At 35.0% G+C, this 25,378-nt stretch carries 32 protein-coding genes, 2 tRNA genes, 2 rRNA genes and 1 pseudogene; 30 read left to right on the top strand and 7 right to left on the bottom strand.

Going from position 1 to position 25,378, the window contains the following annotated elements:
* Window positions 1-108 precede the first annotated feature (108 nt).
* Window positions 109-2,873 (top strand): 23S ribosomal RNA (locus wTKK_RS00675).
* A gap of 67 nt (window positions 2,874-2,940) precedes the next feature.
* A 5S ribosomal RNA gene (rrf, locus tag wTKK_RS00670) occupies window positions 2,941-3,047 on the top strand.
* 932 nt (window positions 3,048-3,979) lie between these two features.
* On the opposite strand, the gene wTKK_RS00665 is transcribed toward rrf, so the two are convergent.
* The 3 genes from wTKK_RS00665 to rpmH are packed head-to-tail and all read right to left on the bottom strand — an operon-like array spanning window position 3,980 to window position 4,757.
* Window positions 3,980-4,201, bottom strand: coding sequence for a hypothetical protein (locus tag wTKK_RS00665; RefSeq protein ID WP_407511543.1), 222 nt, complete (start codon window positions 4,199-4,201; stop codon window positions 3,980-3,982).
* Window positions 4,202-4,261: 60 nt separating this feature from the next.
* Entirely contained in the window at window positions 4,262-4,639 is a 378-nt protein-coding gene (gene rnpA / locus wTKK_RS00660; RefSeq protein WP_407511569.1) for a ribonuclease P protein component, read from the bottom strand.
* Window positions 4,623-4,757 (bottom strand): 50S ribosomal protein L34, encoded by a 135-nt coding sequence (rpmH, locus tag wTKK_RS00655; RefSeq protein WP_010404613.1) that lies wholly within the window; start codon window positions 4,755-4,757, stop codon window positions 4,623-4,625. The genes rnpA and rpmH overlap by 17 nt, the downstream gene beginning before the upstream one ends.
* Window positions 4,758-4,864: 107 nt before the next feature.
* Here rpmH and pstC point away from each other — a divergent pair, with 107 nt between their 5' ends.
* The 3 genes from pstC (at window position 4,865) to wTKK_RS00640 (ending at window position 7,833) form a co-directional block, all read left to right on the top strand.
* Entirely contained in the window at window positions 4,865-5,953 is a 1,089-nt protein-coding gene (pstC, locus tag wTKK_RS00650; RefSeq protein WP_407511542.1) for a phosphate ABC transporter permease subunit PstC, read from the top strand.
* Window positions 5,954-6,049: 96 nt separating this feature from the next.
* Window positions 6,050-7,486: a F0F1 ATP synthase subunit beta gene (gene atpD, locus wTKK_RS00645; protein ID WP_407511541.1), complete on the top strand. Its 1,437-nt coding sequence runs from the start codon at window positions 6,050-6,052 to the stop codon at window positions 7,484-7,486.
* A 5-nt stretch (window positions 7,487-7,491) separates the two neighbouring features.
* Window positions 7,492-7,833, top strand: coding sequence for a F0F1 ATP synthase subunit epsilon (locus wTKK_RS00640; RefSeq protein ID WP_407511540.1), 342 nt, complete (start codon window positions 7,492-7,494; stop codon window positions 7,831-7,833).
* A gap of 288 nt (window positions 7,834-8,121) precedes the next feature.
* On the opposite strand, the gene wTKK_RS00635 is transcribed toward wTKK_RS00640, so the two are convergent.
* Complete coding sequence (locus tag wTKK_RS00635; protein WP_407511539.1) at window positions 8,122-10,539, bottom strand: coiled-coil domain-containing protein; 2,418 nt, start codon at window positions 10,537-10,539, stop codon at window positions 8,122-8,124.
* A 419-nt stretch (window positions 10,540-10,958) separates the two neighbouring features.
* Between wTKK_RS00635 and fsa the strand changes: the two genes are divergently transcribed.
* Window positions 10,959-11,600, top strand: coding sequence for a fructose-6-phosphate aldolase (gene fsa / locus wTKK_RS00630; protein ID WP_407511538.1), 642 nt, complete (start codon window positions 10,959-10,961; stop codon window positions 11,598-11,600).
* A gap of 774 nt (window positions 11,601-12,374) precedes the next feature.
* Here fsa and wTKK_RS00625 read toward each other — a convergent pair.
* From wTKK_RS00625 to wTKK_RS00615, 3 genes and pseudogenes are all read right to left on the bottom strand, one after another.
* Window positions 12,375-12,841, bottom strand: a pseudogene (locus tag wTKK_RS00625) (hypothetical protein).
* Window positions 12,842-12,973: 132 nt separating this feature from the next.
* Window positions 12,974-13,399 (bottom strand): SDR family NAD(P)-dependent oxidoreductase, encoded by a 426-nt coding sequence (locus wTKK_RS00620; RefSeq protein ID WP_407511568.1) that lies wholly within the window; start codon window positions 13,397-13,399, stop codon window positions 12,974-12,976.
* 77 nt (window positions 13,400-13,476) lie between these two features.
* Window positions 13,477-13,626, bottom strand: a complete 150-nt coding sequence (locus tag wTKK_RS00615; protein WP_407511537.1) for a hypothetical protein — start codon at window positions 13,624-13,626, stop codon at window positions 13,477-13,479.
* Between the two features lie 266 nt (window positions 13,627-13,892).
* Here wTKK_RS00615 and carA point away from each other — a divergent pair, with 266 nt between their 5' ends.
* The 24 genes from carA to rplO all read left to right on the top strand — a co-directional run bounded on the left by carA (window position 13,893) and on the right by rplO (window position 25,377).
* Window positions 13,893-14,981: a glutamine-hydrolyzing carbamoyl-phosphate synthase small subunit gene (gene carA, locus wTKK_RS00610; RefSeq protein ID WP_407511536.1), complete on the top strand. Its 1,089-nt coding sequence runs from the start codon at window positions 13,893-13,895 to the stop codon at window positions 14,979-14,981.
* A gap of 109 nt (window positions 14,982-15,090) precedes the next feature.
* Window positions 15,091-15,172: transfer RNA gene (locus wTKK_RS00605), tRNA-Tyr, on the top strand.
* A gap of 3 nt (window positions 15,173-15,175) precedes the next feature.
* Window positions 15,176-15,246: transfer RNA gene (locus wTKK_RS00600), tRNA-Gly, on the top strand.
* Between the two features lie 78 nt (window positions 15,247-15,324).
* The gene (gene tuf / locus wTKK_RS00595; protein ID WP_407511535.1) at window positions 15,325-16,497 is read left to right on the top strand and encodes an elongation factor Tu; all 1,173 of its coding nucleotides are present in this window, start codon (window positions 15,325-15,327) and stop codon (window positions 16,495-16,497) included.
* Between the two features lie 14 nt (window positions 16,498-16,511).
* Window positions 16,512-16,832 (top strand): 30S ribosomal protein S10, encoded by a 321-nt coding sequence (gene rpsJ / locus wTKK_RS00590; RefSeq protein WP_012482004.1) that lies wholly within the window; start codon window positions 16,512-16,514, stop codon window positions 16,830-16,832.
* Window positions 16,833-16,841: 9 nt separating this feature from the next.
* Window positions 16,842-17,564: a 50S ribosomal protein L3 gene (gene rplC / locus wTKK_RS00585; protein ID WP_407511534.1), complete on the top strand. Its 723-nt coding sequence runs from the start codon at window positions 16,842-16,844 to the stop codon at window positions 17,562-17,564.
* Window positions 17,565-17,566: 2 nt separating this feature from the next.
* Window positions 17,567-18,181 carry a 50S ribosomal protein L4 gene (gene rplD / locus wTKK_RS00580; RefSeq protein WP_407511533.1) on the top strand — a complete coding sequence of 205 codons (615 nt, stop codon included), beginning with the start codon at window positions 17,567-17,569 and terminating at the stop codon, window positions 18,179-18,181.
* The gene (locus wTKK_RS00575; RefSeq protein WP_407511532.1) at window positions 18,178-18,465 is read left to right on the top strand and encodes a 50S ribosomal protein L23; all 288 of its coding nucleotides are present in this window, start codon (window positions 18,178-18,180) and stop codon (window positions 18,463-18,465) included. Before rplD ends, wTKK_RS00575 begins: the two co-directional genes overlap by 4 nt.
* Before the next feature lies 1 nt (window position 18,466).
* Window positions 18,467-19,291 carry a 50S ribosomal protein L2 gene (gene rplB, locus wTKK_RS00570; protein WP_407511531.1) on the top strand — a complete coding sequence of 275 codons (825 nt, stop codon included), beginning with the start codon at window positions 18,467-18,469 and terminating at the stop codon, window positions 19,289-19,291.
* 3 nt (window positions 19,292-19,294) lie between these two features.
* Window positions 19,295-19,579, top strand: a complete 285-nt coding sequence (gene rpsS / locus wTKK_RS00565; protein ID WP_407511530.1) for a 30S ribosomal protein S19 — start codon at window positions 19,295-19,297, stop codon at window positions 19,577-19,579.
* A 9-nt stretch (window positions 19,580-19,588) separates the two neighbouring features.
* On the top strand, window positions 19,589-19,939 hold the full coding sequence (gene rplV / locus wTKK_RS00560) for a 50S ribosomal protein L22 (RefSeq protein WP_407511529.1): 351 nt from the start codon (window positions 19,589-19,591) through the stop codon (window positions 19,937-19,939).
* 39 nt (window positions 19,940-19,978) lie between these two features.
* A complete protein-coding gene (rpsC, locus tag wTKK_RS00555; protein WP_407511528.1) occupies window positions 19,979-20,599 on the top strand; it encodes a 30S ribosomal protein S3 in 621 nt (206 codons plus the stop codon).
* An 11-nt stretch (window positions 20,600-20,610) separates the two neighbouring features.
* Complete coding sequence (gene rplP, locus wTKK_RS00550) at window positions 20,611-21,024, top strand: 50S ribosomal protein L16 (protein WP_407511527.1); 414 nt, start codon at window positions 20,611-20,613, stop codon at window positions 21,022-21,024.
* Between the two features lie 11 nt (window positions 21,025-21,035).
* On the top strand, window positions 21,036-21,239 hold the full coding sequence (rpmC, locus tag wTKK_RS00545; protein WP_407511526.1) for a 50S ribosomal protein L29: 204 nt from the start codon (window positions 21,036-21,038) through the stop codon (window positions 21,237-21,239).
* Complete coding sequence (gene rpsQ / locus wTKK_RS00540; RefSeq protein WP_407511525.1) at window positions 21,232-21,462, top strand: 30S ribosomal protein S17; 231 nt, start codon at window positions 21,232-21,234, stop codon at window positions 21,460-21,462. Before rpmC ends, rpsQ begins: the two co-directional genes overlap by 8 nt.
* Before the next feature lie 18 nt (window positions 21,463-21,480).
* On the top strand, window positions 21,481-21,840 hold the full coding sequence (gene rplN, locus wTKK_RS00535) for a 50S ribosomal protein L14 (protein WP_407511524.1): 360 nt from the start codon (window positions 21,481-21,483) through the stop codon (window positions 21,838-21,840).
* The gene (gene rplX / locus wTKK_RS00530; protein WP_407511523.1) at window positions 21,840-22,157 is read left to right on the top strand and encodes a 50S ribosomal protein L24; all 318 of its coding nucleotides are present in this window, start codon (window positions 21,840-21,842) and stop codon (window positions 22,155-22,157) included. The genes rplN and rplX overlap by 1 nt, the downstream gene beginning before the upstream one ends.
* 6 nt (window positions 22,158-22,163) lie before the next feature.
* Window positions 22,164-22,700: a 50S ribosomal protein L5 gene (rplE, locus tag wTKK_RS00525; protein ID WP_211907859.1), complete on the top strand. Its 537-nt coding sequence runs from the start codon at window positions 22,164-22,166 to the stop codon at window positions 22,698-22,700.
* A gap of 12 nt (window positions 22,701-22,712) precedes the next feature.
* Window positions 22,713-23,021, top strand: coding sequence for a 30S ribosomal protein S14 (rpsN, locus tag wTKK_RS00520; protein WP_407511522.1), 309 nt, complete (start codon window positions 22,713-22,715; stop codon window positions 23,019-23,021).
* Between the two features lie 22 nt (window positions 23,022-23,043).
* On the top strand, window positions 23,044-23,439 hold the full coding sequence (rpsH, locus tag wTKK_RS00515; protein WP_407511521.1) for a 30S ribosomal protein S8: 396 nt from the start codon (window positions 23,044-23,046) through the stop codon (window positions 23,437-23,439).
* Between the two features lie 16 nt (window positions 23,440-23,455).
* Window positions 23,456-24,001, top strand: a complete 546-nt coding sequence (rplF, locus tag wTKK_RS00510) for a 50S ribosomal protein L6 (RefSeq protein WP_407511520.1) — start codon at window positions 23,456-23,458, stop codon at window positions 23,999-24,001.
* Window positions 24,002-24,006: 5 nt separating this feature from the next.
* Window positions 24,007-24,378, top strand: coding sequence for a 50S ribosomal protein L18 (gene rplR, locus wTKK_RS00505; RefSeq protein WP_407511519.1), 372 nt, complete (start codon window positions 24,007-24,009; stop codon window positions 24,376-24,378).
* Window positions 24,379-24,390: 12 nt separating this feature from the next.
* Window positions 24,391-24,903: a 30S ribosomal protein S5 gene (gene rpsE / locus wTKK_RS00500; protein ID WP_407511518.1), complete on the top strand. Its 513-nt coding sequence runs from the start codon at window positions 24,391-24,393 to the stop codon at window positions 24,901-24,903.
* Window positions 24,904-24,906: 3 nt separating this feature from the next.
* Window positions 24,907-25,377: a 50S ribosomal protein L15 gene (rplO, locus tag wTKK_RS00495; protein ID WP_407511517.1), complete on the top strand. Its 471-nt coding sequence runs from the start codon at window positions 24,907-24,909 to the stop codon at window positions 25,375-25,377.
* Window position 25,378 lies beyond the last annotated feature (1 nt).

Genomic DNA, 25,378 nt, shown 5'->3' with positions numbered 1-25,378 from the left:
CAAAAGATTAGTTTTTAGATGTTTGAAAAGTTTTATGGTAGAGATTATTTAATCTCAATTCAATTGTAAGTTAATATTTAACTCTGCATATTCTACATATAGTCAGATAAATAAATTATTAAGAGCACTTGATGGATGCCTTGGCGTTAAGAGGCGATGAAGGACGTGGCAGGCTGCGATAAGCTGTGGGGAATTGTCAACGAATTTTGATCCGCAGATTTCCGAATGGGGAAACCCAACTAGCTTAGCTAGTTATTATATACTAAGTATATAAGGCAAACTTGGTGAACTGAAATATCTAAGTAGCCAAAGGAAAAGAAATCAACCGAGATTCTGTTAGTAGTGACGAGCGAAAGCGGAAAAGGCTAGTGATTTAAAAATAAGAATTAGAATACTCTGGAAATGGTAACCATAGAAGGTGATAGTCCTGTACAAATAGAAAGTTTTTAAATCCTTGAGTAGAGCGGGACACGTGAAATCCTGTTTGAATATGGGGGGACCATCCTCCAAGCCTAAATACTCCTTAACGACCGATAGTGAACAAGTACCGTGAGGGAAAGGTGAAAAGAACCCCGGGAGGGGAGTGAAATAGAATCTGAAATCAAGTGCTTACAAACAGTTGGAGCTCTATATCAATTTATTGATATTTAGAGTGACAGCGTACCTTTTGCATAATGGGTCAGCGAGTTAATCTATGAAGCAAGCTTAAGCCGGTAGGTGTAGGCATAGCGAAAGCAAGTCTGAATAGGGCGTCTAGTTTTATGGATTAGACCCGAAACCAAGTGATCTAGTCATGACCAGATTGAAGGTATGGTAAAACATACTGAAGGATCGAACCAGTTAATGTTGCAACATTATTGGATGAGTTGTGATTAGGGGTGAAAGGCCAATCAAACTTGGAAATAGCTGGTTCTCCGCGAAATCTATTTAGGTAGAGCGTTGTATTTATTTTATTGGGGGTAGAGCACTGGATAGACTAGGGGGATTCATCATCTTACCAAATCTAACCAAACTCCGAATACCAGTAATTAATTGTACAGCAGACACACTATGGGTGCTAAGTCCGTGGTGGAAAGGGAAACAGCCCAGATCACTATCTAAGGTCCCAAAATTGCAGCTAAGTGGGAAAGGAAGTAGAAAAACCATTACAGCTAGGAGGTTGGCTTGGAAGCAGCCATCCTTTAAAGAAAGCGTAACAGCTCACTTGTCTAAATAAGTTTTTCTGCGCCGAAAATTTACCGGGGCTAAAGCTGTATACCGAAGATGTGGGTGCCTATTGATTTCGATTGATAGGCGCGGTAGCGGAGCGTTCCGTAAGTCTGTGAAGGTGGTTTGTAAAAACCGCTGGAGATATCGGAAGTGAGAATGCTGACATAAGTAGCGTAAAAGAGTGTGAAAAACACTCTCACCAAAAATCTAAGGGTTCCTACGTTAAGTTAATCTGCGTAGGGTTAGTCGGTTCCTAAGGCGAGTCCGTAAAGGAGTAGTCGATGGCAATTAGGTTAATATTCCTAAACCTCTTAAGTGTGACGGGTTTTGTATTTGTATAGGTCTGATTGGATTGATCTATGCTTAAAAGAAGCTCCAGGAAATAGCACTTATATTTATGAGGCCGTACCGTAAACCGACACTGGTGGATGAGTAGAGTATACTAAGGTGTTGAAAGAATGATGTTGAAGGAACTCGGCAAATTGTACCTGTAACTTCGGAAGAAGGGTAACCTGCTTTTAGGCAACTATAAGTAGGTGGCACAAAATAGGGAGTAGCGACTGTTTACTAAAAACACAGGACTCTGCAAACACGTAAGTGGAAGTATAGGGTCTGACGCCTGCCCGGTGCTGGAAGGTTAATAGGAGGGGTGCAAGCTCTGAATTGAAGCCCCAGTAAACGGCGGCCGTAACACTGACGGTCCTAAGGTAGCGAAATTCCTTGTCGGGTAAGTTCCGACCCGCACGAATGGCGTAACGATTTCTCCACTGTCTCCAACATCACTTCAGCGAAATTGAATTCCCCGTGCAGATGCGGGGTACCCGCGGTTAGACGAAGAGACCCCGTGCACCTTTACTATAGCTTTACATTGCTATTAGAAGCGTGATGTGCAGGATAGGTGGGAGATTTTGAAGTTATGGCGCTAGCTATAATGGAATCAGCCTTGAGATACCACCCTTTACACTTTTGATATCTAACTATGTTTCATTATCTGGAACTAGGACATTGTATGGTGGGTAGTTTGACTGGGGCGGTCGCCTCCTAAAAAGTAACGGAGGCGTGCGAAGGTAAGCTAGAGCTGGTCGGAAATCAGCTTGATAGTACAATGGCACAAGCTTGCCTGACTGCGAGGCTGACAAGCCAAGCAGAGACGAAAGTCGGTCATAGTGATCCGGTAATTCTGTATGGAAGGGTTATCGCTCAACGGATAAAAGGTACGCCGGGGATAACAGGCTGATGGTGTTCGAGAGTTCATATCGACGACACCGTTTGGCACCTCGATGTCGACTCATCACATCCTGGGGCTGGAGAAGGTCCCAAGGGTTCGGCTGTTCGCCGATTAAAGTGTTACGTGAGTTGGGTTTAGAACGTCGTGAGACAGTTCGGTTTCTATCTGCCGTGGGTGAAGGAAATTTGAGAAGATCTGACTCTAGTACGAGAGGACCGAGATGTATATACCTCTGGTGTACCAGCTGTTATGCCAATAGCATCGCTGGGTAGCTATGTATAGATGGGATAATTGCTGAAAGCATATAAGCAAGAAACCCTCTTCAAAAAAATTTCCCAATTAAGGCCGTGGGAGACTACCACGTTGATAGGCTAGGTGTAGAAGCATGGTGACATGTGAAGCTAACTGGTACTAATAGCCTGATTGATTTATTTCCTTTCTATATGTGTATATGCAGTGTTAAATATTAAATTAAAATTTGTTAAGTTAGAGATTTTTGTTGACTTGGTGGCTATAGCAAAAATGAACCACCCGATCTCATTTCGAACTCGGAAGTGAAACTTTTTAGCGCCGATGATACTTAAAAAGGGAAAGTAGGTCGTCGCCAAGTTTATAAAAATTTCTTCTTATTTGTATCTTTTCAGTAGAGCGCTGAAACAAGGTAAGCATAGAGTAGCTGTGAGGTAATATAGCTGATCTTTTAGGACTCTGCAAAAACTTTAAGATAAAAGTAGGATTTGTCCCCTATTTGCAAATTAGCAGGAGGGATAGTAACATTTAATAAATCATCAAACAATTGATCTTCCGAAAATCAAACTTTATATAATTGAATACTAATTAACTTATTGGGGATGAGGAGAAAGAAGAAGTGGCAAACTACCAAGAAGCAGATACATTCGTTCCAACAGTTAGTTGATAATTGTAGTACTCGGTTGATTTTATAAAAATTCAAAATGCGAGAATTATAAGTGGTGTTTTTAATGTAAATTGAAAGCGTATCAAATAGTGAATATAGAGTTCCTTAAAAATGCAAAAAGGTTTATGAGCAAATCGAATAAGAAAAGTGAGCTTTTGCGCATCAACATGTTATAATAAAGGTGAACTTAGTTAGTGCTGAAGCAATACTGCAAATTTTAAAGGGAAGAAGATTTAAAAGACAGTGTATGTTGCAGTCGTAATAGTTGCTGACAGGCACTTTGAAACATAGCTGAACTATTGAAGTTAAAATTCTGGGCTATTACTTAAAAAACGCATCTACTGAATTATTTATGCTAAAAAAGCTTTATTAAAAAATGAAACAGAAGTGTAAGAAAGTTGCAAAACGTATAAGCTATCACTTAAAGCTACCTATCTGAAGTAACTGGAGCTTCTCAAGTTGCGAAAAAATATTTTAAAATCCGATACTGTAAAAGCTTATGTTTTACGTAATCAGAGCTAGGAACTTGAAAGGATAATTTTATTATACTTAACACGGAAACAAAGAGAACTATACAATCCCCTGCCTGTCGTTTCTTGAACCACTTCCCTGAACGGGTACTTTTATTAAACTATTCTTTTATTGTAATGAGTTGCTTCTATATTAAAATTTAGCAATCTCCCTCTAGGATCATATTTATTTTGTTCTAAGTATCGGCTTTGTTCAAATGCCATTCCCCATTGTGTACGACAGCTAGAGTTTCTATATTCATAAAAACTCTCTTCAGCATTATTTGTATTGAGCTTTTTACCTTGTTTTTTTACACTCTCTACCTCAAGCACGCACATCTGTTAATTTATTTTAAAAACTTCACTTATCTTATCATAAAAAATATAGCTGTAAATACTTTAGTGAAAATTCCTTCTTATTTTATCTTTCTTTAAGCAAATATTGAGGTCTTTTTGTAAATTTTTATAGCCTGCTTGCATAATGTTTTTATGGGCTAGTATTATATAATAGTATCCTACATTAGTTATATTAGAAATGCTAACTTTAGTTAGCATTCGTAATTGCCTTTTTATTTTATTTCTTTTTGCTGCTTTTCCGACTTTTTTACTGATAGCCAGACCTACCCTAATAACATGAATATACTTTTCAGGTTCTTTTTCTTTTATAGCATATAGTGATATATATACCCCTCGATAAAAAAGGCTGTAAGGTGCTAATCTGTTTTTAAAAGCAAAGGAAAACTCTTTTTTTTTATGCTTACTATGCGCATAATTTATTACATCCTAATGAGCGGCGCTTATTAAGAATTTTTCTTCCAGCTTTTGTTGACATACGTGAACGAAATCCATGTTTGTGCTTTTTTTTTAAATTTTTTGGTTGAAATGTTCTTTTCATTGTTTTTATATTAATATGATTATTTATTTTAAACTATTTTGCTCTATTGTCAAACAATGGTCAACTTCTATGGCATTCTTGTTGAGTAAAATTTGATATATGGAAAAATGAATTTAATTATAGGCGTACCTGTTTTACTAATCCTTTTACTTTGTTTGAGTAAGTTTCAAGCAGTAAGTAAAATTAAGTCTTATATATATTTGAGTTGTATGTGGATGCTACCTTGTTTGTTAGCATTCTATGATGGTTATTTTGTAACTTCTATTTCTATAGCGTTACTTTTTTTTATGCTGATTTTTATTTTTAAAAGTAAAAGAAATAAGATGGTAAAATTTTTGTTATTTATGGCTTTATCAATATCACTTTTTATCACTTTATTCATAATGCTATCTATTTTTGTTCAGTCCATTTCTTTTTTTAATAAAGTATCTATTTCAGAATTCTTATTTTGCTTAAAATGGAAGCATAATGTAGCTATTATTGGTGAAGGAGAGGTGGGGTGTTTTGGCATAGCGCCACTTTTAGTGGGGACATTACTTATAACTATTGTAGCAATGTTAGTTGCGGTGCCACTTGGTTTATTTTCTGCAATATATATTAGTGAGTATGCGAGTGAAAAAGTGCGTTATGTTATTAATACAGCCTTACAGGTTTTGTCTGCTATTCCCACTGTTGTATATGGATACTTCTCAGTTGTATTTTTGTCTTTTTTTGTAAAGCAGGTAGCGAAATTTTTTAATCTAAGTATACACTCAGAAAGTGCTTTGATTGCTGGTTTATCGATTGGAATAATGATTCTTCCTTTTATTATTTCTTTGCTTGAAGATGCTATAAGATCTGTTCCAAAAAGTTTACGTTATGGTTTTATGGCGCTTGGTGCAACACCAGCGGAAACTATATGGCATGTAACAATACCTTATGCAATGCCTACAATTTTAAGTGCAGTTTTATTATCAATTTCAAGGGTGATAGGTGAAACAATGATTGTACTAATGGCTGTGGGAATCAATGCAAATTTGACCTTTAATCCTCTCAATTCAGTTACTACTATCACTGTACAAATTGCTACATTACTTACCGGAGATCAGGATTTCAATAGTGTGCAAACTCTTGCTGCTTATGCGCTTAGTTTGGTGCTGTTTGTTATTACTTGGCTATTGAATGCATTTGCATTGCTTATAATGAAACGTAACTAGTAAGTGTTTTAATATTGCAAAATTTCTGTTCATAATATAAGATTTATTTTCTTTAGAAGTTCTTTTATAGAATTGTAGTATTAGGTAATGAAAGGGATGAGTACAGGTAAAGTAGTTAAAATAACTCAAGCAGTTGTTGATTTAAAATTTGAAGGCGAGTTACCTAAGATATTTAATGCTTTAAAAAGCAAACTAAAATGTAAGGGCAAGGAGCTAGTTTTAGAGGTTTCACAACATATAGGTGACAATATAGTTCGTTGCATTGCTATGGATAGCACAGATGGTATGTCAAGAGGTGATGAGTTTGTTGATACAGGTGCAACAATATCAGTTCCGGTTGGACGCTCAACTTTAGGAAGGATTTTTAACGTTGTAGGAGAGCTTATAGATGAGTGTGGTCCCTTAAAAGGAAAGTATAATTTAGAACCTATACATAGATCACCTCCAAGTTTTACCGAGCAGAAGATACAGGAAGAAGTTTTAGTTACAGGAATAAAGGTTATAGATCTTCTTGCTCCTTATCTTAAAGGAGGAAAAATTGGCTTATTTGGTGGAGCTGGTGTTGGTAAAACAGTTCTGATAATGGAATTGATTAACAATATAGCAAAAGCTCATAAAGGATTTTCTGTGTTTGCTGGAGTAGGAGAGAGAACGCGTGAAGGTAATGATCTTTATAACGAGATGATTACTTCGAATGTAATAGATATAAATGAGCACGAAAAATCTCAAGCCGTTTTGGTTTATGGTCAAATGAATGAACCTCCTGGAGCAAGGGCTAGGGTTGCTTTAACAGCACTAACTATGGCGGAGTATTTTCGTGATCATGAAAATCAAGATGTTCTATTTTTTGTAGATAATATCTTCCGTTTTACTCAAGCTGGCTCTGAAATTTCTGCTTTGCTTGGAAGAATACCGTCGGCTGTTGGTTATCAGCCAACTCTTGCGACCGATATGGGCGCTATGCAAGAGAGAATAGCCTCAACCACTGCTGGTTCTATTACTTCTGTACAAGCTATATATGTTCCTGCAGACGATTTGACCGATCCAGCTCCAGCAACGACATTCTCTCATCTTGATGCCACTACAGTGTTATCAAGGCAGATAGCTGAAATGGGTATATACCCTGCTGTTGATCCACTTGACTCAACTTCTCAGTCTTTGTCTGCTGAAATCATTGGTGAAGAACATTATAATGTGGCTTCTGAGGTGAAACGTATATTGCAAACTTATAAGTCGCTGCAGGATATTATCGCAATACTTGGTATGGATGAACTGTCTGATGAAGATAAAATTATTGTTGATAGAGCTCGTAAAATTCAGAAGTTTCTTTCTCAACCTTTTCATGTTGCGGAGGTATTTACTGGAATGTCTGGCAAATTTGTTTCACTTTCTGATACTATTTCTAGTTTTAAAGGAATTATTGAAGGTAAATATGATCATCTGCCAGAAGCTGCTTTTTATATGGTGGGAAGTATAAGTGAAGCAATAGAAAAGGCTGAATCAATAAGAGCTGAAGTTGGAGCCGGACATTAAAGATTATGAACACTTTTAAGGTGCAATTTTTTTCTCCTGATAATCGAATTTCATTCGATGAAGTGGGTTCTCTTTCAGTGAGTGGGCTTGAAGGGGAATTGATGATTTTAGCCTGCCATTCCCCTTATTTAATTTATTTATTCCCTGGTATAATTACTGTTAAAATGAGTAACCAGACAAAGGAAAGAGTTGTAATTGATAATGGTATATTAGAGGTTAAAAATAATAATTGTAGCATTCTAACAAATCAAATTCAGGTTTTTGATCACCTGACTCATTATGAGGAATCACTAAAAGATAAGAGAGTTAGTATATATTTAAGTTATCTTGATGTTAAATCTCTTTAGGGGCTCTTTTTTTTGTTCAAGAAATAAATCTACTCTTGTCGTCTCAGTGTTTGTCGTTCAAGTATCTGACACACAACTGTACGAACATTAGAAGGATTCATCCCAGTGCGTGACACTGGGATCTATCTTATTTTCATCATGGATATGATTTTAACATATGTTCCTAGAATCTCTTCTCCATCACATAATTTGCAAATGTTTTTATGTACAGCTCCCAGTGTCACGCACTGGGATGACAAGAGTTGGGTGAAAAGAAGAAGCACTGATTTCATATGCATCTGAACAGTATTAAACACCTCCACGCTGACTTTGGCTACACATCTTTGATATACTGCTGATTAAGTCTAGAAGTGAACTACAGTGATCGCTATGAAATGCGCTATCAAGGCTTAAAGACCTAGGTTTTTTTTCTGAATCATCAATTTCCTCTGTAAGCTGGTAAAACATTTTTAAATCATTATCAGGAATTTCCTTTTTATTAACAAATACTTTATCAATTACTGGACTTAACATTTCTACTTCGCTATTAAAGTATTGTGCTTTATCGTTTAGCCGTTTTCTTTTTCCTGTTATTCTTTCAATTCTCCTAACTTTATCTTCAACTATTTGCATCAATCCCTCAATCTTATCTTCATATTCTTTAAGCTTTAATTTCAGTAATGGATGATATTCATTTATTGTTTCTTCTTCTATCTTCTGCCGTAACTGCTCTCTTATTCTCTTAATCTCCTCATCTTTAAGCCACAGCTCGTTTTTTAACTCTTCAAACTCCCACGTTAACTGATCTGTCTCTTGTGCATCAAATGCCAAATGTTTGTTATGCTCATTTTCTAAATTTTGTATTTGAGATTTATAACTCGCTATACGCTTATCCCTTGCACTTATCATGTGTTCTGCTTCCTCTATCTCTTCCTCTATCTCTTTCTCTTTTTTTTTAAACTGGTTCAATTTACCTTGTAGTTTCTCTTGTTCTGCATTAGCAGTTTTTAGCTTTTCCTTCAGTTCTTCTACCTTTTCTTCCAGTTCCTTACTTTTTCCATAAATTTCTTGAATTTTCTGCTCTTGCTCCTTATTGAGCTGGATTATTCGCTCATCTGTTTTACTCATTTCTTTCTCAAGTCTTTGTTCATTTTTTTCATACTCAATTTGTAAATTATTGTACTGTTCCTTCAATTCCTCAATTTTTTGCTTAGCCTCCACGAGTTCTTGTTCTGATTCTACTTGCTTTGCTTCTTTCAGTAAGAATAACTCTTCTTTCAAATATGATATTTGTTGTTCACTGCTTTTTTTTGTACTACTGCTATAGTGTTCTGATTGATTAAGCTTGTCTTCCAAATTATACTTTTCTTCTTTCAGTTGATTTAATTCCCTATGCAATTTGCTTAAGTCACTTATCAACTCTTCTTTTTCTGCATTGGCAACTTCCAGCTTTTTCTTCAGGTCTTTCTTTTCTTCATATGCACCTTCAAGTTCTTGCGCTCTTTCTTGCAGCTCTGTTGATATATTTGCTAGTTTTTCATCTTTTTGTGTCAGTTCAGTTTGTAATTTTGCATTTTTTTGCTTTTCTTCTCCAAGTTTATCCTGTAAATCACTATTGTGCTTTTCTAACTCTTCAAGTTCTTGTTCAGCGTTGTCGAACCTGTATCGTAAATTGTTCCTCAGTTCATTTAATTCTCTAATTTCTTGTTCATCTTTTGTAAGCTTTTGATCTAGTTGTTGTGAGTTAACTTCTGTCTGAGTTTCAGTCTGTTGAGAGCCAATTTCTGTTTGAGTCTTAACGTGTTGTACAGAGACCTCTGTCTGAGTTTCAGTGTGCTGTGAATTAACTTCTGTTTGAGTTGCAATTGCCTGAGTTGCAATCTGCTGTGGATTAACCTCTGATACATTGTTGCTAGTGAAAGAAAGAATAGGATTGCTTTTAGCATCATTTTCAAGATCTTTCATCTTTTCATCTTTATTGATTACGATATCTTCATTATTTTGCAGATTAATAACAGCTGGAGCATCTTTATTCTTCTCCAATAATGCTTTGAGAGCGTCATGTAGAGAGAGACCTTGAATATATAATTCTTCATTTTGTCTTATTAATTCCAAAAACTCCTTAGATGAGGATTCAAAATCTTTACCATCAAACTTTAGTACTTCAGTTATACCAGCACTACTTACATTCATAACCATAGTACAGGTAAAAGCTTTCCCATCCTTGTCCTGCACAGGCCAAGTGCTTGTCATTTCATAATATGCACCCTCTTTAAATTCATAATGTCTTTCCTTATCTTTTCGATAAGCATATATGTCATGCTTTTTATTGCAATAAATATTCAATGTGCTAATATCCCTTTCTTGCTGTAAGATATCACTGATTCTTATTGGCTCACTTCTATTGTAATTAATAAGATTAATGTTTAACACTTTATCAGAATTATTAGTTTCTACATAAAAAGCTCGAAGGTCTATGTCTTTGTCTCTAAAATACTTAGTTACAGCTTTTTTTGCCTGATTTGCTGATTCTATAAAGCTTTTTTTAAAGCTCTTGTTGAAAGATAGATCTATATATGCTTGCCTAAAATTTTCATCATTTGTTAAATCCATGAGCAAGTCATAAACCTCCCATTTTTCCTGACAATGTTCTTCTAAAACAGTAATGCTATTTTTTCTTTTCATCTCCGCTAATATGGTTTTTAACGTCGGAAAATTTGTTGACATAATATACCCCCTATTACTATCGCTTTGACAATATCCTTAGTTTAGGAGTGATTAAGCTATCAAAACTCCTTTTATGTTAACCTTTTTAGTTGAATTTAATTGCGAGCGTTAAACTCGACCTTAGTCGTTTTGTTCATTGTTCTTCATTACCTATTTGTGTTACCATGCTAATAGTAGCACTAAATTTTAGGATATGCAAGAATTTCTATTGAACGTAAAGCTAGTAAACTTCAGAAATTGGTTATGCGAATTCTGTTAATAAAATGCAACCAATTAAGGAAAGCGCTATACTGTGTCTCAGTGCAATATTTTCTTTCCTAACGGACTAAAAATTGAATTGAGTTAAAAATCCGATTTTATTTAATACTTTTCAAAGATGACAATATTTTGTAAAAATAGTTTTTGAACAGGACAATAATATGGAAATTTTTCTTGATAGTGCTGATTTACATGAAATTAAGGAGCTAAAAGGGTTCATTGATGGTATAACAACTAATCCTTCTTTAATAGCAAAGTCTGGGAATAAAGATAAATACGAAGATTTAGTAAGTGAAATATGCTCTATTATAAAAGGCCCTGTTAGTGTTGAAGTTGTTGCAGATAGCCATGAAGATATGGTTAAGGAAGGCCTGAAGTTAGCGAAAATAGCTAGTAATATCGTAGTAAAGTTACCCCTTACACATGAAGGATTAATTTCTTGTAAAAAGTTGTGGACAGAGCACGAAATACCTGCTAACGTTACACTATGTTTTTCTCCTGGACAAGCACTGTTTGCCGCTAAGGCCGGTGCTTGTTTTATTTCTCCCTTTGTTGGTCGCCTTGATGATATAAGCTATGATGGCTTATCACTAATAGGAGATATATGCGCTATATATTCTAATTATAATTTTAAGACAAAAGTTCTTGTTGCATCAGTAAGAAGTCCGGCACATGTAATAGAAGCTGCACGGCTTGGTGCTCATTCAATTACTGTACCAGCAAAAATACTTAGACAGTTAATTAATCATCCACTTACTGATCAAGGGCTCGCAATATTTGAAAAAGACTGGGGCGTAAAGTAATACATGATATTGCTATAAAATATAGTATAAAAAGGACATAGGTGCCATCTGTTCCTTAAAGACATGCGGGTTAATGATATGCGTAATTCAGAATTTTAAACATAATGATCCTCCTATTAATCAAAAAAGATTCAGAAAATGTATACAGCTACAACTGAAGTATAGCTAAAATATATTTTAGCTGAAAGATTATAGATTAATTGAATAAAAAGGTCTGCAGACGAAGATAGATTCCGAGCTCTAGAACGCCTTCACTGTGCTTGATAACAAAACTATTAGAGTTTATCAGGTAATTTTTTATCGTAATTTTACGAACGTGCCATGCAAGTAATTATATCTAGTTAAATTTGTAAAGTAATACAGTGTTTTCGATAGTTATAAAAAGGCTAGATTTCAGTGCTGGAGTAACATTTTGGAAATTGGGATGAAAAGAGGGATGCTGGTTTGAAATTAAGTTTTCTGGATTCCAGCATCAAGTGCTGGAATGACAAGAGAGGAGTTCCAGGTACAGCTGTTACCTATAGAATGGCAGTACTAGAATGATAACAAAGAGGCTAACTCAATGACATATTTAATCTCTATACAGATGTACATCACGCACCGATTTCCATTCAGGGTAATGTCATTCCAGTACTGGAATCTAGTTAGATTTACGAGTATAAAAATAATACACCATTTTTGATGGTGGAAGCCATTACTAGGATAACAAGAAAGGAAGTGCTGATTTTAGTGTTTATACGTTAGCCATGGATCTAAAAATTTATAAACAAAAGATTACACTTCACAACTTTGTGATGGAATAAGTTTTTTAATGCTGTTGACGCAAAACTCAGTTGTATTATTAGCTATTTCATCGAATTTATCATTTATATCCTTACCTATTTTTTCATCTTTAATATATTCGTACAGAGCTAAATAGCTATAGTTGAACATATTGCGATGAAACCAACTTTTGCTGTAATAAGTAATGATAGCCCACCTGCAAATATGGACACCTCTCCAATAGCTAAGTTTATAATTTTATTTTGTGTTGATTGATTCTCTTTATCCTCTAAAACGTTTGATATTGCTTTTGAGGCAATTTTTATTGCTATTGCTGTAGTTGAGATTATAACAAACATCATAGCTATTTTTGCTAAGAGAAAAATTGATGGTAGCATTATTACAAGAAACAATGAAGCACCTCCTATAAATAACCATCTCTCATTTATTTTTTTAGACTGATCTGTATTATTAGGCATTGCAAACCTCCACTTTCACCAACAGCTTATTCGTATAATATGAAACATGCGATAGTCAAGATGTTTTTGTGTGGAGAAGCTTGCGATTGAGTTTTGAAGAGCTTTAGCTTTACAAGATGGTAGATCTGGTGATTATCGTAAGATTCTTGCAGTCATTTTAGTGGGAAGAATTTGTAAAATATGAAAAAATAACCGCCAGAAAATTGGAAAAACTATAACTTTCTTTCCCTTAAATATACTTTTTAAAATATATGCTGCAGCTTTTTCTGGCTCCCATATGAAGGAAAGTGGTTTATTAGACTTAAACATATCTGTTTTTACTGGCCCTAGCATTATGGTGATAAACTTTATACTACTATTAGTATATTGGATTTTTAGTGATTGAATACAACTTTTTAGTGCTGCTTTGCTGGCACAGTATGCAGAAGCATGTGGTGTTGCATGCATAACAACAAGAGAAGATATAACCGCAAAAGTTGCCAAGGAATTATGATGAATCCATTCTTCAATCCATTTGATAACGCCAAAATAATTGGTTTTAAATGTTTTTCTATGAATGTTGGTATGAAACTTATCTTCTATTTTGCCACATCCTGCATTAAGAAAAAAGAGATTTGGTATAATATTTTGCTTTTTTAAAAATCAGACGAGTTTTTAACATTTTCACTTTTGCTTACATCACACGTTATAGGCAAAAAATTACTACCTAATTCTTCTTTTAATTTTTCCAGTTTTTCAGTGCGCCTTGCAACGTCAATCACAAACCATCCATCTTTAATGAGCAACCATGCTAGACTTTCTCCAATGCCAGATGATGTTCCTGTAGTGAGACAAGTTTTCTATCCATGTGAATTTACATAACATGAAGTATGGATGTAATGACTATTGCCTATTCACACAAGTTAAGTTTGCTATAATTTTGCTAAATAATAAAAAAAAAGAAAGCTACTTATAATTTTGAATTTTATATAAACTTAAAGGGAAATTTAGTATTTGCTTACTTGTAATTTAAAATTCTTATATAATACCTTAAATGAGTTGAGAGAATTAAATGCAGGATGCAGCTTTAGTTTTACAAGATGGCAAGTGCTTTCGCGGAAGATCAGTAGGTAAAAAGGGCAAATGTATAGGCGAGGTTTGTTTTATCACTGGTATGACCGGGTATCAACATACTATAACCGATCCTTCTTTTGCTAACCAAATCATAGCATTCACTTTTCCTCATATTGGTAATGTTGGAATAAATCACAAAGATAATGAAGGAGAGAAAATTTTTGCAAGTGGTGTGGTTATGCGTGAACTTTCTCTTATGTCTCACTCTTCTTCATATATTAGTTTAAATGATTGGTTGGAGAAAAATAATGTAGTTGGGATATCGGGAATTGATACTAGAGCTTTGACGAGATATTTGAGAAAAAATGGATCTCAAAATGGAATGATATGTCCTTCAAGTGAGTCACATATATTAGATGAATTGAAGAAATACAAATCTGTAAATGGAATAGAAATAACTAAGAAAGTCAGTTTAAGTAATAACTTTCAAAGTGCTTTTAATGCAAAATATCGGGTTGTAATTGTTGATTTTGGTGTAAAAAATAGTATAATCTCACGCTTAGTAGAACTTGATTGTACGGTTGAATTAGTCAAACCAGATACAGGTTTTGCTCACAAAGTATTAAGCATGAATCCAGATGGTATAGTGCTTTCAAATGGCCCTGGTGATCCACAAGGGATAGGAGAGAGTGTAATTTCAGAAATAGAAATTATTGTAAAATCTAAAATACCAGTTTTTGGCATATGCCTGGGCCATCAATTACTTGCAGTTACTTTGGGAGCAAAGACCGTCAAGATGGATATTGGTCATCGAGGGAGTAATCATCCAGTTTATGATCTGGGGAGTAAAAAAGTTGAGATAACTAGCCAAAATCATGGTTTTGTTGTTGATTCGGCTTCTCTTCCAAGTAACGTTGAAGTTACTCATATTTCTCTATTTGACAATAGTGTAGAGGGGATAATGATGAAGGATTACCCAGTCTTTTCTACTCAATACCATCCAGAAGGAGCTCCAGGTACACATGATTCACATCATTTATTTGGGCATTTTATTGACAATATTTTGTTATACAAAAGTAAAATCTAACTGAAATCAGTTAGATTGGCTTTTATTACTTGATCTTTTGGATTTGGATGTTTAATATTGAGAGTAATAAAGCTTAAGTTAAGGTAGTGTTCTCTTAACAGATTTTTGTGGAGGAGTGACCGAGTGGTTAAAGGTAACAGACTGTAAATCTGTCCGCATTGCGTACGTAGGTTCGAATCCTACCTCCTCCATATGCGGGTATAGCTTAATGGTAGAGCTCTAGCCTTCCAAGCTAGTGACGTGGGTTCGATTCCCACTATCCGCTCTTTTTTTTGTTGTATTTATATAAAATCAACATATCATCTATTGATGTATTTGTAGTTTAGGTAGAAGAGTTAAGATTATGACAGCGATAGTAGAAGCATTTGGAAAGCCGCATGTAAACGTGGGAACGATAGGGCATGTCGATCATGGGAAGACAACGTTAACGGCGGCGATAACAAAGCATTATGGTAATTTTGTAGCATATGATCAAATAGATAAAGCGCCAGAAGAAAGAAAGAGAGGGATAACAATAGCAACAGCGCATGTTGAATATCAAACAGAAAAGAGACACTATGCACACGTTGATTGCCCTGGACATGCTGATTATGTAAAGAATATGATAGTAGGTGCAGCACAGATGGATGCAGCGATATTGGTAGTGTCGGGGGTTGATGGGCCGATGCCACAAACGAGAGAGCATATATTGCTGGCAAAACAGGTGGGTGTTGGGTATATCGTGGTATATATAAATAAAGCTGATGTTGCTGATGCTGATATGATAGGTTTGGTAGAAATGGAAGTGAGAGAGTTGCTAAGTAAGTATGGATTTCCAGGTGATGAAGTGCCTATGATAGTTGGGTCTGCGTTAAAAGCACTAGAGGATGATAGCAGTGAGTATGGAAAGAAATCAATAGATAAATTGATGGAGAAGTTAGATGAGTATGTGGCAGTACCTCCAAGGCCTATAGATTTGCCGTTTTTATTGCCAATAGAAGATGTATTTTCAATATCGGGCCGAGGGACGGTAGTAACAGGAAGAATAGAGAAGGGGGAGATAAAGACGGGGGATGAGATAGAGATAATAGGTCTGAGGGGGACACAAAAGACGATATGTACTGGTGTTGAGATGTTTAAGAAGTTGCTAGATAAGGGCAGTGCAGGGCTCAATGTGGGAATACTACTAAGAGGAACAAAGAGAGAAGAAGTGGAGAGAGGGCAAGTACTGGCGAAACCAGGGACAATAACCCCGCATAAGAGATTTAATGCGGAGGTGTATATATTGAAGAAAGAAGAAGGAGGAAGACATACACCATTTTTTGGAAATTATCAGCCACAGTTTTACTTGAGGACAACGGATGTAACTGGGAGCATAAAATTGCTAGAAGGAAAGGAGATGGTAATGCCAGGGGACAATGTAAGTATAGAAGTGGAGTTGCAAGTACCGATAGCAATGGATAAAGGATTGCGTTTTGCGATAAGAGAAGGTGGTAGAACTGTTGGTTCTGGAGTTGTTTCGGAAATTTTAGAATGAGTGTAATAACTAAGATGAAGCAAGATATATATATTAGAATCAAAGCTTTCGATTGTTCTTTATTGGAAAAATGTATTCGCGAGTTTATTGATCAATTAAAGCAGTTTAATGCAGATTTATCTGGTCCGATTGCATTGCCAAGAAAAGACTCTAAATTTACTGTTAATAGATCTCCTCATGTTGATAAAAAATCTCGTGAGCAATTTGAAATGAGAATTTCTAAGCGGTTGATTATTGTACATAATCCTACTTCTACTATGATGAAGATGCTTGCGGATTTATCTTTTTCTGCTGGTGTGGAAGTGGATTTAAAGGTTAAGGAAGTTAATATTTAGGAAAAGGAAATGGAGAGAATAAATTCGCTTAGGAGAATCGGTTTGTTAATGACGAATGTTGGGCATACCGCTATGTATTTTGATAATAGTCGCATGGCTGTAACCTTATTGCATCTCAGCGAAACTTATATTGTTGATGTAAAAGGACAAGATAAATGTGGCTACAATTCAGTCATTTTAGGCACAGGAGATTTAAAAAAAATAGCAAAACCTCAGTTGGAGTATTTAAAGAAAAAGGGTATAAATAGTAAGTGTAGGTTATACGAAAGTAGATTAACTGATTTATTCGGAATAGAATGTGGTAAAAAGGTGGGGGTTAATCATTTTGTAGTTGGTCAATATCTTGACATTACCGGTTATTCTTTAGGCAAAGGGTTTGCCGGTGTGATGAAGCGGCATAACTTCAGTGGGCTTAGGGCGTCTCATGGCGTTTCTATTGCTCATAGATCACAAGGTTCTACTGGTCAATGTCAAGATCCTGGTAGAGTGTTCAAGGGGAAGAAAATGGCTGGTCATTTAGGTAGTAGCAGAGTAACTGTACAGAATATGAAAATATTATCCATTGATTATGAAAATAGCATAATTGCTGTAAAGGGTAATAATGTTCCTGGGTTTAAAAACTCTTATGTTTTTGTGAGAGATGCAGTTAAAAAGCCTTTACACAAAGATGTTCCTTTTCCAGTAGGTCTGCTGTTGAATATGAGTGGTGATGCTAGTAATTTGGTGAGTTAGTTATGGAATGTAAATTAGTTGATCTATCTAATAATAATGTAGGTAGTGTTGAGCTTAATCCCTTAATATTTTCTGTCAAGCAAAAATTGAGTATTTTGCATGATATAGTGAGATGGCAACTAGCAAAGAGAAGAGTTGGTGCTCATAAAACAAAGGGTATCAGTGATGTTTCTGGTACAACAGCTAAGCCGTATGGTCAAAAACGTACCGGTAGGGCGAGACAGGGGAGCTTGCGATCTCCTCAATTTAGAGGTGGTGGAATTATTTTTGGTCCTGTTGTGAGGAGTCATGCTTATTCTCTTAACAAAAAAGTACGTAGATTTGGTTTGAGAATTGCTTTGTCTCTAAAATATTTAAATAATCAAGTTGTTGTTCTTGATAGTTTAAATGTTGATGTGAAGAAAACATCTAAAATGTGTGAATATATCAAAAATTTTAAATTCTCTTCTTTTTTAATAGTTGGTGATTATGGAGATGATTTGTTACGTGCTGCTAAAAATTTGTATTATGTAGATTTAATCAAACCCATTGGGTTAAATGTTTTTGATATATTGAATCATGAATGCGTGATGTTAACAAAAGACACTTTGAAGCATCTTGAAGGTAGATTGTTATGATTAAATATAATAATATAATAAAATCTCCTGTAATCACAGAAAAGTCTTCTCTTTTAAGAGAGAAGTTTAATAAATACTCTTTGTATGTTTTTGTAAATGTAAATAAGCGTCAAATAAAATCGGCAATAGAGTCTTTATTTAATATCAGAATTTCTTCTATAAATGTTATTAGAGTTAAACCTAAACATAGACGTTTCAGGGGTGTGATTGGTTGTAAAAAACAGAGAAAAAAGGTTTATTTTTCTTTGATAGATGGTCAAAAATTAGATATAATGAACGTTTAATATGGGTATGAAATTTCTTAATCCTGTTACTCCGTCTTCTCGTGGGACTGTATTAATAAGTAAAATTGGTTTATCAAAAGATAAGCCAGAGAAGTCTCTTGTATTTGGTAAGAAATCCAGTGGTGGAAGAAATAATCATGGTAGAATTACAACTCGTCACAGGGGTGGTGGTCACAAGAAGAAGTATAGAGTTATAGATTTTAAACGTAATAGAAGTGATCAGGGTGTAGTTGAGAAAATAGAGTATGATCCAAATAGAAGTGGGTTTCTAGCGTTAGTATCATATAGGGAAGATGATACTAAGTCTTATATATTAGCTCCTCAAGGTATGAAGCCTGGTGATGTTGTGACAGCTGGAGATGATGCTGATATTTTGCCGGGGAATTGTTTACTACTCAAGCATATACCTGTTGGTTCTTTCGTTCATAATGTTGAGCTGAAGCCAGGTAATGGTGCTGCGATTGCTAGAGCTGCTGGTTGTTATGCACAAATCGTTGGTCGTGATGGCCAATATGTTTTATTACGACTCAGGTCTGGTCAAATTAGGTTGATTTTATCTTCTTGCAAGGCTACTATTGGTGTGGTATCTAACGCTGACCATAAGAATAGAAAGTTGGGTAAAGCTGGGAGAAGTAGGTGGCTTGGGATCAGACCTACTATACGTGGAGTTGCGATGAATCCGATTGACCATCCTCATGGGGGTGGGGAAGGAAAAACTTCTGGCGGTCGTCATCCTGTTACTCCTTGGGGTATTGCAACAAAAGGAAGGAAAACTAGGAAAAAAAATAAATCTAGTGATAAGTATATAAAAAAATTGAAAGGTTAATTTATGAGTAGATCTGTATGGAAACCGCCTTTTTTACACCCATCTGTTCTAAGATTAGTTCAGAGAGCTTTAAAAGAGGGTTCTATTAACAAGGTGATAAAAATTCGTTCCAGGGCTTCTGTAATTCTCCCTAATTGTTTGGGTTTAAAGTTTGCTGTTTATAATGGTAAAGATTACATTCCTGTTAGTGTTGATAATCAGAATATGATAGGTCATAAATTTGGTGAATTTTCGCCTACTCGTAAATTTACTGGGCACGGTGGTGATAAAAAGGCAACAAGAAGATAGGTAATGTATATGAAAAATAGCGATATAATAGTTGAGGCTGCTTCTAGGACCTTAAGATCGACTCCTCGCAAATTGAATTTGGTTGCTGATTTAGTGCGTAATAAAAAAGTTTCTTTTGCTAATGTACAATTAAGATTTTGTGAAAAAAAAGCTGCTGGTTTTATAATGAAAGTGTTGAATTCTGCAATTTCTAATGCTCAAAATAATTATGGATTGAACATTGATAATTTATATATAAAGGAAATTTTAATAGGTAAGTCCCTTACTTTGCGTAGAGTATATCCAAAAGCTATGGGTAGGGCTAATAGAATGAGTAAATTTTATAGTAATATAACTATAAAATTGAAAGAAATTATATGATTTATAGAAATGGAAAGTTAATAAGGAAAGTGTAAAAATATGGGACAGAAGGTTAATCCTAAAGTATTTAGATTGAGGGTAAATGGTAATACCTGGGATTCTGTTTGGTGTGCTACAGACGATTATAAACAGAGATTGCATCACGATCTATTTATTCGTGGTTATATAAATCAATCCTTTAAGCATGCTGGTATTTCTAAAGTAATTGTAGAGCGTACAGTTAATTTAGTGTCTGTAATAATACATTCTTCTAAGCCTGGAGTTATAATAGGTAAGAAGGGTTTGGATATTGAGAAGATAAAGCAAAAAATAGCTAAAAAAGTAAAAAGTAGTGTCGAAGTGAATGTAGTAGGAGTTAAAAAGTCTGAAATAGATGCAGTTTTAATATCAAGGAGTATTACATATCAGCTAGAAAAAAGGATTTCATGTAGAAGAGCGATGAAAAAAGCTATTCAAAATTGTTTGAAGATGGGTGCTGAGGGTATTAAAGTAAGTTGCTCTGGGCGTCTTGGTGGAGCTGAAATAGCTCGTACTGAATGGTACAAAGAAGGTCGTTTGCCTTTACACACTTTGCGTGCTAATATAGATTATGCTTTTTGTGAAGCGAAGACTATATGTGGTATTATAGGAGTTAAAGTTTGGGTTTATGTTGGTAGTTAAGGTATATTGAAATGTTTGTTCCCAAAAAGAGTAAATATAAAAAATCATTTAAGGGGAGAATCAAGGGTAATGCTAAGGGTGGTAGCACGCTGTCCTTTGGAGATTATGGATTAAAAGCTATGGAAGTCGGTAAGGTTCAGTCTAAGCATATTGAAACTGCAAGGCGCGTAATATCTAGAACGTTAAAACGCTCTGGTAAGTTGTGGATAAGAATTTTTCCTGATACTCCGGTTAGTAAAAAGCCAGCAGATGTACGTATGGGTAAAGGGAAAGGTAGTGTTGAATTTTGGGTATTTAGAGCTAAGCCCGGTAGGGTTTTGTTTGAAATTAGTAGTGATGTTCCCATGCATTTAGCAAGATTGGCGCTTGAAAAAGCGACTGCTAAGCTTCCTATGAAGTGTAAATTTATATCTAATCATAATTGAATGGAGTTGCAATGGATATAGTTAAAGTTGAATCAGAATCTTCACAAGGGTTACATGAACTCCTTGTGAATTTAAGGAAAGAATTTGTTAATTTGGCTTTTCAAAAAAAGCTGGGCCAGTGCAACAATTTTTCACGTTTTAGCTTGATAAAAAAGAGCATAGCTCGTAGTCTAACTGTATTGAATAGAAGAAAGAGAGAGGGAAAGAATGCCTAAGAAGGTTTTTTGTGGTGTCGTAACTGATGCTGAGTCTGATAAGACTGTCAAGGTTTCGGTGTTGCAAATGTATAAGGATAGGTTGTATAGAAAAGTTATTAAAAAATATAAGAAGTATACGGCACATGATGAGGATAATAGTTGCAAAAAGGGGGATAAAGTTTTAATACAGGAACATAAGCCTATTTCTGTTACTAAAAAATGGGTTGTTATCAATAGCTAAAAGGGAATAGGTATTTATATGATTCAAAAAAATACATTATTAGAAGTAGCTGACAATTCTGGTGCGCGTGCAGTACTTTGCATTGGCTTATTGGGTGGTAGGAAATCTGCATCTGTAGGTGATACGGTTATTATATCTACTAAGTCTATTAACCCAAAAGGTAAAGTTGAAAAAGGAAAAGTATATAAAGCAGTTGTTGTTAGAGTAAAAAATAGTGTTAAGAAATCTGATGGTTCTATAATTCGTTTTTCTAGCAATGCTGTGGTTTTAATTAATGATCAAGGTGAACCACTTGGCACTCGGGTGTTTGGTCCAGTAAAAAAGTTACTATCTGGTTCTTTTATGAAAATAATGTCATTAGCTGATGAGGTTTTATAATGAGTGCTAAAATAAAAAGTGGTGATGATATTATAGTTTTAACTGGTAAGGATAAGAGAAAAATTGGTAAGGTAATCAAAGTCATAATACGTGATGCTAAGAGGAAGGTAGTTGTTTCTGGCGTAAATGTGTGTAAGAGACATACTAAACCAAGAGCTGGTAGTGGTGGTGGTATATTGAATAAAGAGTTAGCTATTGATGTATCCAATGTTGCAATTTTGGATCCTAAGTGTAAAACTCCAACTAAAGTAGGATTTAAGATTGTAGATGGTAGAAAAGTGCGTTTTGCAAAGGTTTCTGGAGAAGTAATAGATTAGGTTGGTATGTTTAAACAATTGTATAAAGATAATATAGTAAAATCCTTAAAGGATAAGTTTAATTACGGCAACGTAATGCAAGTGCCTAAACTTGTCAAGGTGTGTATCAATATGGGCGTTGGAGATGCTGCTACGGACAATAAAGCGATAAATGAGCCATTTGATAATCTACATTTGATTGCTGGGCAAAAGCCTGTGTTAACCTTTGCAAAAAAATCTATTTCTGGTTTCAAAATTAGAAAAGGTGCAACGGTAGGTTGTAAAGTGACTTTGCGTAGAAATAAAATGTATGAATTCTTAGAAAGATTAATATATATTGCTTTGCCAAGGGAAAAAGATTTTAGAGGGTTTAGTGTGAAGCAATTTGATGGTCATGGTAATTTTTCCTTTGGTATCAAGGAGCATATATCATTTTTAGAAATAGACTATGATAAAATAAGTAAAATTAGAGGTATGGATATTAATATTATAACAAGTGCAGTTAGTGATAAGGAAGCAAAGGAATTATTACTAGCTCTTAAATTCCCTTTTTTTGATAATTGAGAGAAAATATATATGGCAAAAAAATCCATGATACAGAAGAATCTTCGTAGAGTAAAGTTGTGCGATCAGTATAGGGAGAGAAGGGAAGAACTAAAATCTATAATGAATAATAGGGATTTATCTATTGCAAAAAGATTTGCAGCTCAAAGTAAGCTGATTAAAAAATTGCCTAGAGATTCTTCTAAAATCAGAATTAGGAATAGATGCGCTTTAACTGGTAGGCCGAGAGGAGTATATAGAAAATTTGGTTTATGTAGGATTGTTTTACGTGATTTGTGTTCTTTTGGACAAGTTCCAGGGGTTACAAAATCTAGTTGGTAAATGTGATATAAGGAGTGTAATAGTGTCGTTATCTGATGGTATTGGTGATTTTTTAACAAGAATACGTAATGCTCAATTGGCAATGCATAGAGAAACAAGAGTCCTATTCTCTAAGGTGAATTCTTCTATATTGAAGATCTTAAAAGAGGAAGGGTATATTCTTAATTATGAAAAGCAAGAGAGTGATAGTGTCCCTTCGCTTGTTGTACAGTTGAAGTATTATGATAAATCACCTGTGATTAATGATATAGCTAGGGTATCAAAGCCCGGTTGTCGTTATTATTCTAAGTGTAAGGACATTTCTAAAGCATATAATGGTCTTGGAATTTTTATTATATCTACGCCGAGAGGAGTGATGACCGATTATAATGCACGTAGATTAAAAGTTGGTGGAGAAGTTTTGTGTCGTGTATTTTAAATGATAGAGGAAATGTATGTCTCGTATAGGTGCCGCGCCTATCAGTATTCCTGCTGATCTTTCAGTTGAATATAATGATGGTAGGGTGTTAATAAGAAGTGTTAGGGCAGAAGAAGAGCTGAGCTTGTGTAGTGGTATTCTGTGTCAGATAGTTGATAATCAATTGTTACTTTCTGTTGATCAAGGCAGGGATGATTATAATAAAATAAAATCTATATGGGGTACTTATAGAAGTAATATTAATAACGTGATTAACGGTATGGTTAATGGTTTTTCTGTTGATCTTGAGATTAATGGTGTAGGATATAAAGCAGAATGTGATGATAAGTATTTGACTTTATATCTTGGTTATAGTCATAATATTAAGTATAAAGTCCCTAAAGACGTTGAGATTAAGTGTATAAAGCCAACTCATTTAGTGATTCGCGGTATGGATAAGCAAAAAGTCTATATGGTGGCTTCTGATATATGCAAAATTAGAAAATATGATCCTTATAAAGGTAAGGGTATTGTAATAAAAGGCAGATTTATGCTGCGTAAGGTTGTAAATAAAAAGAAGTAATTAAAATGAAAAGATTGTATAATTTTTTGAGTGGCTATGAAAAAAGGAAGCTTCGTAATAGAGCAAAGCTCGATAAGAGCGCTGGGCGTTTGCGTATATCCATATTTAAGTCTAATAGACATTTTTACGTTCAGTTGATTAACGATGCAAAAGGAACAACCCTAGCTTCTGCTTCTACTTTGGATGATAAAATTAGGAATGTATGTAAAGGTAGGGTCAATGCTGAAACTATAAAACAGGTTTCTTCTTTATTGATTGAGCGTCTACCTAGTATAAAATTGCAGCAGCGGTTCGTCTTTGATCGGGGGGCATATAAGTATACAGGATTGATTTCTCAATTTGCTGAAGCTTTAAGAAGCTCTGGATTTGAATTTTAGAAGGTTTGAAGTATGGCTGTAAAGAATTTACAAAGTAATAACGATTTATCAGAACTTTTGGTTTCAGTACGAAGGGTAACAACGGTTACTAAAGGTGGTAGGAGATTTTCATTTTCAACTTTGGTTGTTGTTGGTGATGGTAAGGGTAGGGTAGGATGTGGGATAGGTAAACACGCAGAGGTTGCTGAAGCAAGAGTGAAAGCTGTAAATGCTGCAAAGAAGTCGATGGTTAGGGTGTACTTACGTGAAGGTAGAACTTTACATCATGATATTAAAGCTAAATTTTGTTCTGGTGAGATAGTTTTAAGAGCTGCAAGAACTGGAACAGGTATTATTGCTGGTGGGGCAATCAGGTCGGTTTTTGAGGTGTTAGGTATAAAGGATGTGGTAGCTAAGTCTACTAGATCAAATGATCCCCATAATATCATATGTGCAGTATTTAAGGCTTTTGGTGTTATGTTATCTCCTCGCCAAGTGGCAGGTAAGAGGGGTAAAAAGATTAGTGAGATAGTTGGAAATAGGTAAAGTATGAATGATGCTGTAAAATTAAATTCTGTGTTTACCAAATTATCTAAGAAAAAGAGGCCTAAATTATTAGGTAGGGGTATTGGTTGTGGTAAAGGTAAAACATCCGGTAGGGGGCATAAAGGGCAAAAAGCGAGAAGTGGAGTTTCTGTAAATGGTTTTGAAGGTGGACAGCAGTCTATATATACTCGTTTACCTAAAAGAGGTTTTAAGCCTATACGCAAAAACTTATACTCTATATTTAATGTTGATGATGTACAGTGCTTAATGGAAGCTAAAAAAATAGTCAAGGATTCTATCATAGATAAGGAGCTACTGCATAAATTAGGTTTTATAAGATCTGTTAAAAGTAAAATCAAACTTCTTAATAAGGGTAAATTAAGCGAAAAATTTGTGTTTCATGTCGATTTTGCATCAGAAGCTGCAAAAAGATCTGTAGCTTCAGTTGGTGGTAGTGTAGCAATACTGTCATAAA

Origin of the sequence: Wolbachia endosymbiont of Trichogramma kaykai, assembly GCF_045765165.1 — a bacterium.
GTDB lineage: Bacteria > Pseudomonadota > Alphaproteobacteria > Rickettsiales > Anaplasmataceae > Wolbachia.
Note: the sequence above shows the minus strand (reverse complement) of the source record. Positions and strands in the feature narration are given on the sequence as shown.

Excerpts from the sequence above, each read along its gene's own strand:
- wTKK_RS00665 (WP_407511543.1), bottom strand. The coding sequence starts at position 4,201 with ATGTGCGTGCTTGAGGTAGAGAGTGTAAAAAAACAAGGTAAAAAGCTC.
- rpmH (WP_010404613.1), bottom strand. The coding sequence starts at position 4,757 with ATGAAAAGAACATTTCAACCAAAAAATTTAAAAAAAAAGCACAAACAT.
- pstC (WP_407511542.1), top strand. The coding sequence starts at position 4,865 with ATGAATTTAATTATAGGCGTACCTGTTTTACTAATCCTTTTACTTTGT.
- atpD (WP_407511541.1), top strand. The coding sequence starts at position 6,050 with ATGAGTACAGGTAAAGTAGTTAAAATAACTCAAGCAGTTGTTGATTTA.
- wTKK_RS00640 (WP_407511540.1), top strand. The coding sequence starts at position 7,492 with ATGAACACTTTTAAGGTGCAATTTTTTTCTCCTGATAATCGAATTTCA.
- wTKK_RS00635 (WP_407511539.1), bottom strand. The coding sequence starts at position 10,539 with ATGTCAACAAATTTTCCGACGTTAAAAACCATATTAGCGGAGATGAAA.
- fsa (WP_407511538.1), top strand. The coding sequence starts at position 10,959 with ATGGAAATTTTTCTTGATAGTGCTGATTTACATGAAATTAAGGAGCTA.
- carA (WP_407511536.1), top strand. The coding sequence starts at position 13,893 with ATGCAGGATGCAGCTTTAGTTTTACAAGATGGCAAGTGCTTTCGCGGA.
- tuf (WP_407511535.1), top strand. The coding sequence starts at position 15,325 with ATGACAGCGATAGTAGAAGCATTTGGAAAGCCGCATGTAAACGTGGGA.
- rpsJ (WP_012482004.1), top strand. The coding sequence starts at position 16,512 with ATGAAGCAAGATATATATATTAGAATCAAAGCTTTCGATTGTTCTTTA.
- rplC (WP_407511534.1), top strand. The coding sequence starts at position 16,842 with ATGGAGAGAATAAATTCGCTTAGGAGAATCGGTTTGTTAATGACGAAT.
- rplD (WP_407511533.1), top strand. The coding sequence starts at position 17,567 with ATGGAATGTAAATTAGTTGATCTATCTAATAATAATGTAGGTAGTGTT.
- wTKK_RS00575 (WP_407511532.1), top strand. The coding sequence starts at position 18,178 with ATGATTAAATATAATAATATAATAAAATCTCCTGTAATCACAGAAAAG.
- rplB (WP_407511531.1), top strand. The coding sequence starts at position 18,467 with ATGGGTATGAAATTTCTTAATCCTGTTACTCCGTCTTCTCGTGGGACT.
- rpsS (WP_407511530.1), top strand. The coding sequence starts at position 19,295 with ATGAGTAGATCTGTATGGAAACCGCCTTTTTTACACCCATCTGTTCTA.
- rplV (WP_407511529.1), top strand. The coding sequence starts at position 19,589 with ATGAAAAATAGCGATATAATAGTTGAGGCTGCTTCTAGGACCTTAAGA.
- rpsC (WP_407511528.1), top strand. The coding sequence starts at position 19,979 with ATGGGACAGAAGGTTAATCCTAAAGTATTTAGATTGAGGGTAAATGGT.
- rplP (WP_407511527.1), top strand. The coding sequence starts at position 20,611 with ATGTTTGTTCCCAAAAAGAGTAAATATAAAAAATCATTTAAGGGGAGA.
- rpmC (WP_407511526.1), top strand. The coding sequence starts at position 21,036 with ATGGATATAGTTAAAGTTGAATCAGAATCTTCACAAGGGTTACATGAA.
- rpsQ (WP_407511525.1), top strand. The coding sequence starts at position 21,232 with ATGCCTAAGAAGGTTTTTTGTGGTGTCGTAACTGATGCTGAGTCTGAT.
- rplN (WP_407511524.1), top strand. The coding sequence starts at position 21,481 with ATGATTCAAAAAAATACATTATTAGAAGTAGCTGACAATTCTGGTGCG.
- rplX (WP_407511523.1), top strand. The coding sequence starts at position 21,840 with ATGAGTGCTAAAATAAAAAGTGGTGATGATATTATAGTTTTAACTGGT.
- rplE (WP_211907859.1), top strand. The coding sequence starts at position 22,164 with ATGTTTAAACAATTGTATAAAGATAATATAGTAAAATCCTTAAAGGAT.
- rpsN (WP_407511522.1), top strand. The coding sequence starts at position 22,713 with ATGGCAAAAAAATCCATGATACAGAAGAATCTTCGTAGAGTAAAGTTG.
- rplF (WP_407511520.1), top strand. The coding sequence starts at position 23,456 with ATGTCTCGTATAGGTGCCGCGCCTATCAGTATTCCTGCTGATCTTTCA.
- rplR (WP_407511519.1), top strand. The coding sequence starts at position 24,007 with ATGAAAAGATTGTATAATTTTTTGAGTGGCTATGAAAAAAGGAAGCTT.
- rpsE (WP_407511518.1), top strand. The coding sequence starts at position 24,391 with ATGGCTGTAAAGAATTTACAAAGTAATAACGATTTATCAGAACTTTTG.
- rplO (WP_407511517.1), top strand. The coding sequence starts at position 24,907 with ATGAATGATGCTGTAAAATTAAATTCTGTGTTTACCAAATTATCTAAG.